This is a genomic window from Deltaproteobacteria bacterium, assembly GCA_016931625.1.
Classification (GTDB): Bacteria; Myxococcota; XYA12-FULL-58-9; order XYA12-FULL-58-9; family JAFGEK01; genus JAFGEK01.
Genome location: JAFGEK010000003.1, coordinates 1 through 16,543, shown reverse-complemented (window position 1 = coordinate 16,543; position 16,543 = coordinate 1). Strand labels below are relative to the sequence as shown.

Genomic DNA, 16,543 nt, shown 5'->3' with positions numbered 1-16,543 from the left:
CGACCCGTTTGACAATAACAGGTTTTCAAACACGCGGACATCTACCCGTGCTAATGAAGCGGACATCTATAAATACTTGTAACACAATTAATTTTTGAGTTTTTTTTAATAAATAAAAAAAAATTTAGCTTAAGCTAAAAAAAAAGTTTACCTGCGACTTTTTAAAGTACCTCCCTTTAAAAAGAGTATTGAACTCGTAGTTAGCAAAACAGAAGCATTATAGGGACAGGTGTCGATAAAATTCGGCGATTTGTCCAATTTTTCTAATTCGGAATAAAAAAATGTCAAGAAATACTTACAAAATCTATTTTTATGTGCTGGCGATGTCGTTCGTTTCTGTAGAAGTTGGCGCGCAAACTGGAGTTTCAGATGATCGAGTAAGTTTGCCTGAGGGACCTGGTTCATTAGAAGGAGTAGGTGAAAATATAGATATTGTTAGCAATATGGGGCAAATGCATTATTCGGTGCCGATTGAATTACCTAAAGGTTATGGCAGTCTTACTCCAAGTCTTGTTTTAAATTACAGTTCAGGTGGTGGAGGGTCTGTAGTTGGTATGGGATGGAGTTTAGAGATCCCATATATTGAACGTCGTACTGTTAGAGGACTGCCAAAATATAATAGAAATGATAGTTTTGCATATAATGGTGTAGAGCAACTTATTACTATACCAAATACAGAACCACCTCTACTGCGTTCACGTTTTGAAAAATCGTTTATTCGTTATCGTTGGTATGTTAACGCCGAAGGGCGTGAGGGTTACTTCACAGCAGAATATCCTGATGGACGCATAGGATATTTTGGTGCAGATGCAAACGGGAAAATTATTGAACAAGCACGTGTGTCTGGTGATACAGTAACTTTTCGTTATCACCTAGTAGAAATGGTCGATCGCTTAGGGCATCGAGTGCATTATCAATATGCATTAAGTGACAATGTGGCATTGATACAACGTATTAGGTGGGTGTTTATTAATAATGTGCCTTTATATGAGGCAACATTTATTTATGAACCTCGTTATGACAGGCTTTCTGATTGTAAAGCTGGTTTTAATGAATTATTGACAGAAAGACTCAGCAATATTTATGTTTTTGCTCATGGTGAACAGATCCGACGGTATTTATTAGAATACGAAGATTATAATCTCTCAGGTGGGTTTACCCATTTAGCTCGGATTCAAATTTTCGGCCATGAAAATGCAGCATTTCCAATAGATCAAAAGTTTTCATACTCACAATCACTTGGTAGTCTGTGTGATAAATATAAAAATTGTAATCGACCCGTTGTAAAAAGCTTAGGTACACTTGAAGGCGGGGTAAATATTGGCACCGGCGATGCGACATTAATTGATATAAATGGTGATGCACTACCTGATGTGCTCGATACCTCAAGGCCCGGGGCACCTCATCGTTTTTATATTAATACTCTAGCGGTAGATGGCACTCATAAATTTTCATTTCCCATAGAAAGTAAATTACCCAATGGTCATCAGGGCTCACATGATTTGAGTTCTCCCTATGTGCAAGTGTTAGACGCTGATGGTGATGGTCATACCGATTTAATAAATGCGCAGACCGGTATTGTTTTGCGTAACAAAGGGACAGGAGATTGGAGTGATGCATACTCTTTATGGACTGCCGAGAATAGTGGCCTACCAGATCTTGCAGGTGATTTTGATCCATCAGATGGTCAATTACGTACGGTGCGTTTTATAGATTATGATAACGATAAACGTATTGATTTGATTCGTAGTGAATTTGCCAGCACCGCAAATATAACCACAATATACCAGAATTTGGGTAATGGCGGCTTTCAATCAGATTATGCTGTTGCCGCCATTGGCGCCGGATTTGAATCAGATAGCCTTGAATTAAATGATATGAATGGCGATGGATTACTTGACCCGGTGCAAGTGACCATGAGTGAAGTGCGTTATCGCCTTAATCTGGGATTTGGTCAATGGGGACCGTGGATAGTTATCGGCGGTTTTACTTTTTTTGATCAAGAAGCAATATTAGCTGAGCTTGAAGATCTTAATGGTGACGGGTTAGCAGATTTAGTTTTGGTTGCCGGTAATGAAGTACATTATTGGCTTAATCGTAATGGTGAGGTATTTGATGCTAGGCGAGTTCTTAAAAGCGAAGATGTTGAAGGTATAATCCCCGAGAGAACTAATACCAATGTTTTGTTTGCTGATATGAACGGCAATGGTTCAACTGATATTGTTTGGATAGATTTGTCAGGTAACGTAAAGTTTCTTGAAGTATTTCCGGTGCGACCAAACTTACTAACGCGTATTGAAAATGGTCTTGGTAAGGTAACACAGATAACCTATGGCATATCTGTGGTACATCTTGTGCGTGATGGAGGGCCAGGGGCGTGGAAGCATCCAATACCATTTGCAATGACTGTAGTTGATCGCTTGGAAGAATGGGATGCACTGAATCCAGAAATAATTCAAATAATAGATTATGTTTATCACGATGGTTTTTACGATGGTAAAGAAAAGGCGCTACGGGGATATGCTAAAGTTGAACAGTATGAAAGAGGCGATGAAAATAATGAAGAAGCTATCGCATTAGAAACATATGAGGTTGGTGATGTAGATATATATCGACGTGATTTATTATTAAATCGAGAAATTCGTGGTGCTAATAATCGCTCTATACAGATGGTGACTAATACTTACGATGACTGTCTAATTGCGCAAATAAATCAAAGCAATTTAGAAAATCCCGTGCGTAATATTTGTAAGGTTAAAGAAACTACTGAGTATCGAGAAGGTCGGCCTAAAGAAGAATGGGTTACAACTAGCACAAGATATAGGTATGACGGTTTTGGCAATGTTATTTGGCAAGCTAATGATGGTATAGTCTCAATTGGAGATCAAGGATGTGCAAGTTGTAGTGATAAAGATGGAGTTATGCCTTGCGGTGCTCAGTGTCTAGGTGATGAGGCATATACAAAGACAGAATATGTTTTACCGATAAACAATAATGATTTATGGATTATAAGCAAGCCAATACGTATACAAAATTATGGCAAGGCAGACGAAAATGGTAACCTAACAACATCATTTTATAGCGAAGAGACAATATATTATGATGGTAGTGAGTTTTTAGGACTTGAACTTGGGCAAATAACTAACGGAGTAGTTACTCGGGTAACAGAGCGTGCAAATAGTTTTAATGAAGTTATACACACGCAGCGTAATCGCTTAGATAAACATGGCAATATTGTCGAGAGCATAGATGCTAACGGGGCAGTTGAAGGATTAGATCATAGAAGTACCTATGTATATGATGAAAGTGGCTTGCGGATCATACAAACCAATATTCATCTAGTTGATAAAGTTGGCCCCTATCAATTACGGCGCAATTACGCTTATGACCAAACTTGGGATCAAGTTTCACTTGCAACAAATTGGATGGTTGTGCGGGATGATGTAATTGTTAGTGAAGTATATAACAACAAATTTAAATATGATAATTTCGGACAATTAGCTGTAGTTATAAAACCAGGTGATTATGACGACCTACCAGGTGAACAATATTTTTACGAATACGGTAATCCCATAAGTAGAATACTGGTGAAGCGGCGATCTAAAGCTGGTGGTGAACAAGATATAGAGCATATAATTTGCTTTGATGGTCATGGACGTAAATTTCAAGAGATAGACCGTTTAGCAGAGAATAAATATTATGTTAGTGGATTTACGGTTTATGAACCTAAGGGTGAAGTTCGTGAAATATTTTATCCATATACTAGTAGTGAGAGTAAATGCGCTATTACATCGCCAATTGGTGTTGAGTCAATAAAGTCAGAATATGATGCGGTAGGCAGAATAACTAAAAGAATATACCCCGGGGATAAGGGTGGTGAAGAATATTATCAGTATTTACCCGTAGCAACAGTATTTTATGATCGTGAGGATACAAACCCAAGTAGTGAACATAGTGGTACACCTAAGATAGAATATTATGATGGTTTGGGCAGACGCACAGGTATTGAGCGCTATGCAGCACCTACTGGCCCACCATTAATACACCATTTTTCTTATGACGAGCTAGGTAATTTAAATAAATGGATCGATGCAGCGAATAATCAACAAGTTCAAAAATATGATATTCTCGGTCGCATAATTAATGTTGAAAGTAAAGACCGTGGTTTAACCCAATTTTTCTATGATGCTGCTGGCAATCGTATTCGTACAATTGATGCACGCGGTAGCGAAACACACAGCAGTTATGATGGTGCAAACCGTATTTTAGAAGTATGGGATAATGCAGCTCCCGATGAAACTCGAATAACCTATAATTATGATACGAATGATGTATGCCCAAAAGAGATATGTACTAATATCGCAGGTAAATTAGTTGCAACAACTTATCCGCTTGAATCAATACGTGGCGGTGAACGGTTTGGCTATAATAGTAGAGGTGAGACAGTATTAGCTGAAAGAATATTTGGTGGCCATTCATTAATAACACAGACAAATTATGATAATGCCGGACGAGTTATCAGCAATAAATATCCTAATGGTTGGGAGATTCGATATGTTGTTGATAGTATGGGTAGGTTAGTAAGTATTGATGAGATTATTAATAATATAAAATATAATGGGCAAGGGCAGATAAATGAAATTGAAGCCGCAAACAAAGTTGTGACTGAATTTCAATATGATGATAATTTACGCATAATAAATCGCAAAGGCGTTGATGCAAAGGGGGGGGCTATTGTTGCATATGCATACGATCGTGATCGTGTCGGTAATATTTTAGAAATAGTTGATGAGCGTGTCATGAGTGATGAGCCGCTTGGTAATGTCCAGTACAAATATGACTCGTTATATCGTTTGCTTGAAGCAGATATTGAGCCAAATAGTTTGCAGTATAATGAAAAGATGGAATTTGCATATGATCTAGCGGGTAATATAGTATTACAAACTTCAAGTCGTAATTTAGAAAGTGCTGCATATGTTGGCCAATATCTATATGATGGGCCGCAACCGCATGCAGTAACTCGTGCGGGTAATTTAATATATACCTATGATGCAGCCGGAAATTGCATAACACGTGGTAATGATACTTATCAATGGGATTTTTTAGGGCGTTTAACTGATGTAAAAAAGGCAGGTAAACCTATCGCAAGTTATACATATGGTGCATCACGTGAGCGTCTGATTAAACGCGAAAAAACGAATACTACTTATTATTATGGCCAAGACTTTGAGGTAGAAGATGGCATAGCAAAGCTCTATATTAAAATAGGTGAAGATAGAGTTGCAAAAAAAATTGATGCAGATTTTGCTACAAAAATACTATCTGATATCGCCCCGGTAACTTTAGAAGGGGATAGTATCACTCTGCGGCCTGATGGTGAAATAACAGCAGGTGACGCTTGGATTGCACAAGCACTAAATCAAAATATTTACAAGTTAGATAATGCTATCCAGATATCAAATGTTGATGAGCTACTTGCGAGCTCGGCGGCGCGGCTAATTGCCAAGGCAAAAGATAATATAACTTACCTACATACTGACCATTTAGGCGGCATTGTCGCTACTACTGATACTTCAGGCAAGCTAATTGGCAGAACCGAATATTTTCCCTACGGTATGAATCGCTTTGAAACAGGTGACAGTGAATCACGGTTTACCGGTAAAGAACGCGATAAGGTGAGTGGGCTTGATTATTTTGGCGAACGTTATCTTGATCCATGGAGCGGGAGATGGATAAGTCCAGACCCGGCTTTTGCAGTAGTTACGCCAAAAACATTAGAAGGTATAGAAGATATTGACGAAATAACGGTTGTATATGGTTATACCCATAATAATCCAATAAACAAAGTAGATCGTGATGGACGCATAGTATTAAATATACTGGCAGGAATAGGGGGTTTCTCTGTAGGACTTGTGACCGAGTATTATCAGCAGAAAAAAGCAGGAAAATGGAATTACGACAATAATAAAACACAAGAAAGTCATCACGAGCAAGTGAATAATAATATTAAAGAGTTGCTGGGGGCGGCTTTTGTAAAAGGTTTTAAAGCAGCGTTTACAAATGGGATGTCTATTCCTACTGATTTTATTGAGCAACTAAAAAATAGGCAGGCGCAAAATGATATGTTGTCGCCAGTTAATCAGCTGAATGCCGGATTAAGAATGTTTATAAATATAATAAATGGAAATATAATGGTTATCGATAATTTTGTGGAGTTTAATACAGGTGCTTCACCAATAGGAGAAATGACTAACCAGGTTAAGTCGAGGTTGGATCCTAAAACAAACAAAAAGATTGATAGTATATTTAAATTTTTCAAACGTATAAGCAACAAAATACGATCAGGTAAAAAGAAGTCCAAAAATGACAATAAAAAAGATAAAGGTAATAAAGAGACCAACAAGAAGAGCATGGGTGAAAAACAATGAAACGAAAAATAGATAATTATAATCATACACGTATTATTGTATTTTGTCAGATTATTATAATTATAAGTATATATGTGGGATGCAAAAATAATAACACAGCCTGCTCTGCTGGCCAGTTAAATTGTGTTTGTAATACTAATAACTCATGCAATGATGACAATTTAATATGCCGGGGTGGCTATTGCATATTAGATATATGTCTGCAGAAAAATCGAGGATGCACATGTGATGATGGTAAATGTGAAGCAGGACTTATTTGTCGCAACAATATATGTCAAAACCGCAAGGGTTCATTACTTAAAATAACAAATAAGCAAGTACGTGCCTGTGAAGTATTAATTGAAAAAAATAATTATCAAATAGAATCTATAAAATTCGACAATACGATACGTGGTCAAATGCGAAATGACGATTTATACATGGCGCTAGCGTTCGCTAATATCAACGATGCGCCATTAACTAACGATATTGCGCAAGTATATAATGCTGATGGTGAAGTCGTTGATCTTTATGGCGTTACTATAAAAGCCCGATGTTTTGACCGTCTAGGTGCCGAAGTCTCTAATCCAGAATTGCGATTTGAATAGGAGCCAATGATGCATAAAGCATTTTGCTATTTTTTAATCGCAGTAACTATTTATGCTTGTAGCCATCAAAGTAATAATTGCACACCTGGAACGATCGCTTGTGAGTGCCTGCCTAGTGGTGAGTGCATAATTGAAAATGGGCCTAAACTTATATGCGTTGATAACCTATGTCTCGCTACAGAGAACGAAGCAAACGTAAATGAAAGTAATTGTGTTGATGGTAATTGTAATGTTGATGTTATTGCTATTAATACATGTGTGCCCGGTGAACAATATTGCAATTGTAGGGAAGATGACGCTTGTAATACAAATGAATTAGTATGTGTTGCAGGGCAATGTGTAGCCGTTGAAGCAGCTCCGCCAAAAGATCCTAAATGCTACACACCATGCGAAAGTGATTTAATATTAGCCGATGGTACAAAGCGTGACTGCCCTGTTGATAAACTTATGCCAGGCTGTATTGGTGCAAGGATTTGTGATAATGGTACATGTGTTTTAACAGATGGTGAAAGCAATAGATGCTATAATGATATTGACTGCCCAGAATTTCAAACATGCAAAGCTGATGGTAAATGTTATTCTGATTGTAATGGTACATCTGATTGTGCAGCAAATAAAATTTGTTACAAGCATGTGTGCCATGAAAAATGTAATGCCGAAAAAGAAGAAAATTGCAAAACTGGTGAGTCATGCAATATCATTGATGGTGAAAATGGTTATTGCAAGCAAATAGCAGAGCCAAATGAAAGTATTGAGCTAAGTAGTGTATCTCAAGCATATTCAATAAGCGCTAACTATCTGACGTTTACCAATATAAAAAATAGTAAAACTTTTATTATAAGCAATCAAAGTGATGATTATGAAGTTTTTACTGTGCAGAAAAGTTTAGAAATTTCGTATGCAATAGATAGTAAAAAAACGGTAATTGAACAACAAGAAAAAGATAAAGAATGTAATGCAAATGAGCAGTGCCCACTAGCTTGGCTAAAAATTGGTCTGTATGGCAATACCCAACAAGTTCAATCATTTGATATCGGTATAGAGCCTGGCGGCGAAGTAATTATCGAAGTAGCCAATGCTGATGCGGCAGAAAAAACACGTTGGCAAGGAAATATTAAAATTAATAACCCCAAAATGGGTTTTAAAACCATCTCGCTAGATTATTCACAGCTACCAGATGGTAGATGGGTAGGTGAAGCATATTATTTTGCCCAATTTGGTACATATAAACTAAATGAATGGCGAGTATCACAAGCAAGTCGTGATGATGATAAAATTTCTACAAAAGTAGGTAATGCTTTAATTCAACAATGGGCGGCATTTCGACGTGGTAGCATTTCTTATAGGCAGTTACTTGCAGCATTGACATCTTTGCGTACAGAGTCATGGCGATGGCCCAATACCGTTAATGATTGTCCCGAATCACCAAATGGTGCTTGTTATCCATTTGATATAAGTAAACTTGGTTTAGTGTCATTCACTAATGATCAACGCGCAATTCCGATACCGAGCGGTATTACAGAATTGCCTATAGCATTTAATCTAAGACAAGTTGATAAACAACTCAAAGGGCGAATAGAAAGTAACGATGCTCTACAGTACCCTGGAAATCCAGCCATTACTTTCGATTTTAATAATGAACCCAATTTATGTGAGCGCAGCATAGCAGGTACATGTTTAAATTTTATCAATAATTTACAGGCGACGGTTGTTTTAGGTGGACGTTATGAAACCAAAGCTAACGATACGAATTGTCAACAACGTTATGGCTTAGGTTATGAGTTGCAGCAAATACCTTGGCTAGTAGATGGTTTTGCACGTGGTATAAGTGTCGATCAAAACAGTAATTTTCCATATCGATATGAATGTCGCAATAATCAAATACCATGGCAGGCAGAAGAAGACGAGCAATTATTAGCGCGTAATGGTGCCATGTCTGGGGCAAACCCCATACCTGATGGTCGTACACGGCGTCGCTATATTCGTTTAGTTGATGGCGCCCTAATTGAGCAAACAAGATTAATTGTGATTTTTGAAGAAGTATTCGAATCGTTTTTGCCTGGTAATAGTGAACCATTTTCAGCTTTTGGATATTTCATTTTAGAGAGACAAAGTGAAGATTTACCTGTTGAAGATAAAGATGGCGATGGCGTTGCAGATGTTTTTAACGGTGTAGAAATAGCAGAAACGCAAGCAGAACCGTCATCGTTATTGCAACTAACTTGTGATGCATCGTTAATAGAGCAAGCGTTGGGTTATGGTGCAAAGTTAAATAACGCAAATGCGGCAAATTTAGCACAAGCTCTTATAGATGGTGTAGTACCCGGAAGTGAACCCGAAATTATCGATGCAAATAGCAATGAAGCTGTGCATTATTTATGTGCAGATACCGGGCTTTTTGATGGTGGTGCAGGGGCAACTAGTGAATTTTATACACAACCAATAAATAATGACGATAGCTGTGGGTTAGATAATATAGATAAAAATTTCTATAAAAATAATAACAGTTGTGACGATGGTGGTATTGATTCACAAACTTCTATTTGTCCTCTCGGTACTGATAAAAGTGATTGTCCTGAGCGCCAAGCTACAGATCGTGATATGAGGGTACCATGTCCGGCAGGCAGTAATGTTATATATTTTACTGTAGATCCGACAAGCAAAAGCCAAGCTGAAATTGCGTCATTGCCATGCCAAAAAAACGCTTCTTGTGAAGAAACACTTAATGATTGGAAAAAAGGCGGTGGACCTTTAATTCAATTGGATCCAGTTTTTCGTTGCTTTGATGAAAGTGCTTATTGCTCTGATAACCGTTACGATTTACGTGCAGGCAAACAGTTTTATTCTGCCATGTCATATGAAGCAGTTATGCCACCGCTTTATAATGAAATCGATTTGGCTTTTCGTTATAAAACAAGGTTTCGCAGTCGTAGTGGTGATAATGTCGGTTTTGCGCCTGAGATATGTATACCTGATTCAAATCAAATTCCCTATTGTTATGAGCCACCGCGAATCGAAGCTATTCGTCAACGAGTCGATTGCTTATTGCATATTTGGTCAAATTATTATGATGATTTAAATGCCGAAGCAAAAAATAAATTAGATAATTACCTATGTAGTAATGCTGCATATACTGAAGCTTGTATTTCAATGCCTACTAGCAAAAACGTTCACGATGGTTTTGAACGTTTATTCGCCGAATTGTTAGTAATGATGGGCGATGAAGCATTTACCCAAGCTTATGCTTCACGTTTTGATTTAGCAGGTACTCATGCAGCCTCTTTTGCAGGGAGTAAATTTGAGCCTGATGGTATAAATTTATCAGGGCAAGCAGGTCACGAAATTGCCAAGCTATATGAAGCAGTACAGTATTATCAAGAGGCACTTAATCGCTTTTATTATATTAGTCCACTGATTTGGAGTTCTCTAGATTATAATTTAGCTAGTCGCAATTTTGTAACCCCCGAGACAGTAACTTGGTTCTTAGATCGTATTAACCGCGCATCAACGCAAAAAGCACGTGCTTTAGGTCGCATTGCAAAAGCTTATCAAGCTTTTAATCGCCCTGATTTGGCACGCTTTGTGGTTGAGCGTAGCTATGTGGCAACCTATATAGAGTCAGTAGTTATTGCACGGTTAATGTTAGCAATAACTGATACGCTACGACCCGAAGATATTGCTCAAGTAATCGAGGTGCTTGAACAAGGTCAGCGTCGTTATCGCATGGCATTACTTGATTTACGCAACGTCTATGGTGAAATTAGTGACAACGTTAGCTATTTCGGTTTACCGCCAGATTATATTCCGTTCCCGACTTTGAGTCAGTATGATGTTAATGCATTTCGCGTTATATTAAATCGCGCTAAAGTAAAAGTTGTAACAGCAGCTGGGCGTGAAGATGAAGCTTTAGCAAGCAGCCGTGCTTTTGATACTGATGCAGCCGAGTTTCAAGCTGAATTACTGCGTTTGCGCAATACTTTTGAAAATCAATTAGGTGACGTGTGTGGTACTTTTACTGATAGTGATGGTCGTGTTTATCCGGCAATTTCTAGTTATGCCTATCTAGACCAAAAAGCTAAAATACTTGGAGACCCTTGTGGGTTTATGGGTAATGGTGCGATTGCCAATGTGCTTGGACAATTAGATATTACGCGAATTGAATTGCAGAGAATTATTCTAGCATATGAAAATGAACTTGCTAAGATTGAAATCGAACGCTCTCGTGTTTCAGCACAATGTGGTTTGATATTAACTACTGCAGATTATGTTTATCAGCAGGGCATAAATAAATTTGTTTTGCAACAGGTAATTGAGGGAGCACAATGGAACATTTCTCGTATAGAAAGAACAATGAAACATACAGCTGATATAGCTGAAATTTCAAAATGTGATGGCATTAGCTGCCCTGCAGCTATTGCAGGAACAACTACAGCCATAGCAGCAAAATTGGGAGGTGAAGCTGCAATTATTACTTCTCAAATAGCAATTAAAATTAGTGAAGTGGCAATATCAAAAAATGAACTAGATACTGCAAGATGGCAAACAGAATCACAATGTGATTCAGCAGTAATCGAGTCAAATGCACGAATAGCAGAAATGTTGCTGCGCTTGAAAGAGATAGAACTCGAAGCACTAAAAGGAGAATATCAATTAGCAATAACTTTTGGTGAGATCGAGCGTCAACGAAATCTCGCTAAACGTCTTGAACAAGAATATGCTGAAGCACAAGATTATTCTCTTAATATTATGGCAGCTCGTAATGACCCAAATATACGCATTTATCGCAATGACGCGTATTTAAATGCTGACATAACTTTTACAGATGCTCTGCAAGAAGCCTATCGTGCAACTCGTGTTTATGAATATTACACCAGCCAAAGCTATGCTGATTTAGATAAACTATTTCTTATACGCATGGTGCAAAAAGGTGATTATAATCTAAGTAATTATCTTATTGATTTAGAAAACGCCTTTAATGAATTTGAAGAATACTACGGTCAACCTGACACTCGCATCGCTTTAATATCTCTACGCGATGATATTTTGCGTATTCCACATCTGGCAATTGATGGCAGTGCTTTATCGCAAGCTGAGCGTATAGCCATGTTGCGTGAACAATTACGTAACCCACAATTACTTGATGCAAACGGATATCTTGCCATACCATTTTCAACTACAACAGCAAACCTTTCACCATTAACCCGCAATCACAAAATACTTTACATTGAGGCCGAGGTTATAGGCTCTGATATTGGTGATACCGTTGGCCGCATATATGTCAAGCAGCAAGGTACAAGCGTAGTAACAGGATTAATTGGCGACACTAATTACTATCGCTTTCCAACAAGAATGGTAGTGCTTAATCCATTTTTTAACGGTACGAGAATTTTTAATCAAGATGTTTATAAAAGCGCGCGTATGCGTGATCGACCGCTGCTTAATACTGCCTGGGAATTAATCATTAATCAAAAAGACGAAGTAGTTAATCAAGATATTAATCTCGAAGCTCTAACTGACATACGTTTGTATGTTTATTACACCGATTTTACGATTTTATAAGGAGAAGCCAATGCGAAGCAATAAAATCTTCACATTGTTGGCCATACTTTTGTCAGCTTGTGCAAAAGAATCAGATGACAACAAACCTTGTAAAAATTTAAGCGACTGTAAGCCAGGTAAACTATGTGTTAATGATGTATGCGTTAGTTGCGATAACGATGAGCAGTGTGATGCTGAATATGGTCAGCTAGCTAAATGCAATAATGGCTATTGTATATCACCCAACTGTAAAAATGGGAGCCAAGGTTGTTTTTGCGAGCAAGGTCAATGTCAAGAAAGCGAGTGTGTTAATGGTGTATGTGTTGATTGTGAACGAGGCAGTGAGTCTTGCTCATGTTTTAATAATGCCACATGCAATGTTGGTTTACGTTGCAATCAACAAAATATTTGTGAAAATTGCCCGGTAGGTGAGCTTAATTGTCCTTGTGATGATAAAAAAATATGCAATGAAGAATTAATTTGCGAATCTGATATCTGTGCTGTTGATCCTTGTCCTAAAGGTACACCTGAATGTCCATGTCGTGAAAACGAGCAATGCGATGATGAGTTATTTTGTCTTGGTAATGGTATCTGCACCGTATGTTCAAGCGATATAGTTGGTTGCCCATGCGATGTTAATCAAACATGTATTAATGACTTAATATGCGCCGAAAATAACTTATGTCGTGAGGCTATTACTTGTGAAGAGATAAGTTGTGCACCACATCAACTTTGTGCAACAGATACCGGTGTAGATGCGTTTTGTACACAAGAATGTGAATTTGGTTGGCAATACAATGGTACTTCATGTGATGAGGTTGAGCCAAATTGTGAGTTAAATGCCGCCAATAGTTTATTAAAAAAATGTCAAGATCAAGGTCGTAGCTGTGTGCAAGGAGAAAAAACTGTAAGTTGCGGTGAATGTCTAGACTATTATATTAAAACTACGGATGAAAAATGTGAACCTGTAGCTACCTGCGAAGGCATTGGTTGTGCTGCAACTAATCGTCAATGCACAAAAGAAACAAAAGATAGTAATGCTATTTGTGGTGCTTGTTTGCCGGGATTTGTGCCTGATGGGCAAAGTTGCAAGCCAGTATATACTTGTCAAGAAAATGAACCTAATAGTATCGCTAGCGTATGTGCAGCGCAACATCGCATATGTAATCAATCACCAAATGGACCTAATGATTGTGGCAAATGCATAGAAGGTTATAGTGAAAATATAGTTGGCGAATGTCAACGGGTCGGTTGGTGCAGTGCTGTAGATCTTGATTGTGCTGGCAAAAATCGCTCATGCGAAGGTAATGCACCTTTTGCCAAGTGCGGCCCCTGTCTTTATGGAACGACTCCTGACCCATTAAATATAGAGAACTGTTTGCTACCACTTACCTGCAAAGAACTTAACGAAATTGGTGCATGTGGATTAAATCAATTTTGTATTGAAGGTGGCCCATATGAATCAGCTACTTGCCAAGACTCTAAGTGTCCAGCAGGTGAAGCATGGAGTGAATATGCTGGTGGTGCATGTGTAGGCGGTGGAGGCGATGATTGTACTGCAAATTGTGTGGTTTTTGGTGCTACCGGACGTTTGTGGCTTACTACTATGCATGAAAGTAATATTTGTATTTGTGAAACTGAACCAGGCTATTATTGGGATAATGGCAAACGCGCGCCACAACCATGCGACGCTGACGGTGATGGTTGGATACGCGAAGCAGCCCGCAGTGCTTTAGAGAGTGATGACCAAGCTATACGACAAAATGCTCGCTGTGATTTGCATGTAATTGATCGCTTTGTACTTGAAAACGAATATCAACAACGTCTCAATGTCTTTTTATGTGAAGATGGTCTGCAGCTAAATAAATGTGAATCTCCGGTTTTGCTCCCGCTTTATGAAAGTGTACGTAATGATGATCAAGCACAGTTAGATTTAATAGGTGAGACGACCAGCAAAGCACCTGAGTATAAAACTGATTCAGGTAGACGTTTACGCGCCAATGAGATTAATTCATTAACAAGAGCATGTGTAGATGAGGCAGCAGATTATAATGATAATAGAGTAGCTGATATTAACGAATGGCATGGTATGACGTCGCCAACATTTTCGGCAGCTGAGCAAATTTTTGCCAACTTTTCATTTTTGCTAGAATTGCACCGTAATTTTTATGAGCCTGGTACGCAATCATTGCAATTTGGGCAATATGTAATTCAAGAACGTTCACGTTGTGATGTTGATTTTCCGTTGCAATACGAAAAAGATGCCGGCTCATATTGGCGGGAATGTACTCGTGGTCGAGCAGCTGATTATGATAGTACTGATGGTCAAAGCCGACCAGATTTTGGTATGGATTTTGCGCGTTGGTCTTGCGATGCACGAGCTGGTACTTGTCCGATACCGCCACCACCTACGCAAGAACTAGTTGCCCCCGGTGTTATACCTGCGCATGGTTTATGTTCAGTTAGCTTACCTATAATTGATAAAGAGTGTATCGATGAACCAAATGGGCTTTGGTTATGTGTCGATGGTGGTGTTTGGCGTGGTATGTCGCATCATAGTCAATTTCGCTGTGTTGTAGTATCATCAGAGACATATAATACAACTCCAGTGTTAAATCCGGATGCATTAGTTGACAGTTTATGGGTATTAAATCAATGCCATATTAATTGCCCAACAGAAGATCAAAATTGTATTGAAGATTGTAAAAGTGGCAAATGCATTTCAAGTTCTAAAGCAATTAGTGAATACGAACCAAATGACCCTAATATCAAATGCTCAGTTAATATAAAGCCAAGTGTAGGAAGCGTTGGTATTGCGGCAGCCAATTTTATAAACGGTTCTTATAAACATGGTTGTATAGATGAATGGTCACCGAGAATTAGTGATAATCCCAAAACAGATCCCGTTGTCGCGTCATGGCGTCAATTATGTACAGGATGGCAAACAAATCAAGCGGCAACCTTTGGTGTGGGCAATGATCGTAATTTTGGCGAGTTGCAATGCGGTTGCGGCAGCTATCATTACAGCGGATTAGCATGCGAAGACAGTTGCCCGCAAAATCAAGTAATGCTTGACCCAAATTTTCAAACAGTTCCACGTAAAGGTTTATGGTTGTGTGGGCAGAGTAATAACAGTGCAAGCTCGCTACTTGGCAGTCAAAACACACGCTTTGAAGTATCTGGTAATGTGCCCATAATCGCGAGAGATAGAACTGTAATGTGTGCAAGCCCACCATGCACAAATACAGAGAGTGGAATGTCTGTTTGGTGAGCAATATTCAAAAACATATTGGTTAACGACTGGGAAAAAACATTTAGTAAAATATCACATAAAAATTACACTGCTATGAACGGTAAAAAGGAGAGAATTATGAAGAAATGGCGCATTAAACATTTGGCTATACTTGCCGCCACAATCGTAACTTTTAGTAGTAACAATATTTATGCAACTTCTGGGCAACCATCAGGTAAGCGGCTTATACCGTATGATGGGACCCTGCGCGATGATGGCGTAGAAGCTAATGGTAATTTTGATTTTGTTTTTTTCCTCTGCAATACTGCTGATGCAACTGTATGCACTATTAGTAATTATGATGATTTATCAAACCCAACAAATTTGGGTGAAGGGATTATTTGGGTAGAGTCATTTACAAGCGAAAATAATAACCCGGTATTTGTCGCCAATGGAAAATTTGCGGTAATGCTAGGTGAGATAAAAGATCTAACTGACGAAGTATTTGCCACTGATGAATTGTATCTAGGTATCGCGGTACGACCCGAAGGTGGCGCTTATGTTGAACTTACTAATCGCCAAAGAATCACGCCAAATGCCTATGTGCATGCGCGCCAAGGCGGAGTGGATAATTTTATTGTACCGCGTGGTGCGGTAATGTTTTTCAATTTAACTGCGTGTCCAATCGGATGGTCAGCAATGTCAAATGCTGAAGGTAGAGTAGTGGTGGGTGTTGGCTCTAGTGGTACTGTTGCAGG

General features: G+C 38.5%; 5 protein-coding genes. All 5 read left to right on the top strand.

Annotated elements, in window-relative coordinates:
• The first annotated feature begins 323 nt into the window (after positions 1–323).
• The gene (locus JW841_00105) at positions 324–6,428 is read left to right on the top strand and encodes a VCBS repeat-containing protein (protein ID MBN1959323.1); all 6,105 of its coding nucleotides are present in this window, start codon (positions 324–326) and stop codon (positions 6,426–6,428) included.
• Positions 6,425–7,015, top strand: coding sequence for a hypothetical protein (locus JW841_00100; protein ID MBN1959322.1), 591 nt, complete (start codon positions 6,425–6,427; stop codon positions 7,013–7,015). Before JW841_00105 ends, JW841_00100 begins: the two co-directional genes overlap by 4 nt.
• A 6-nt stretch (positions 7,016–7,021) precedes the next feature.
• The gene (locus tag JW841_00095) at positions 7,022–12,574 is read left to right on the top strand and encodes a hypothetical protein (protein MBN1959321.1); all 5,553 of its coding nucleotides are present in this window, start codon (positions 7,022–7,024) and stop codon (positions 12,572–12,574) included.
• A gap of 10 nt (positions 12,575–12,584) precedes the next feature.
• Complete coding sequence (locus tag JW841_00090) at positions 12,585–15,824, top strand: hypothetical protein (protein MBN1959320.1); 3,240 nt, start codon at positions 12,585–12,587, stop codon at positions 15,822–15,824.
• A gap of 99 nt (positions 15,825–15,923) precedes the next feature.
• Positions 15,924–16,543: hypothetical protein (locus JW841_00085; GenBank protein ID MBN1959319.1), on the top strand; the 620-nt coding region annotated here is incomplete at its 3' end.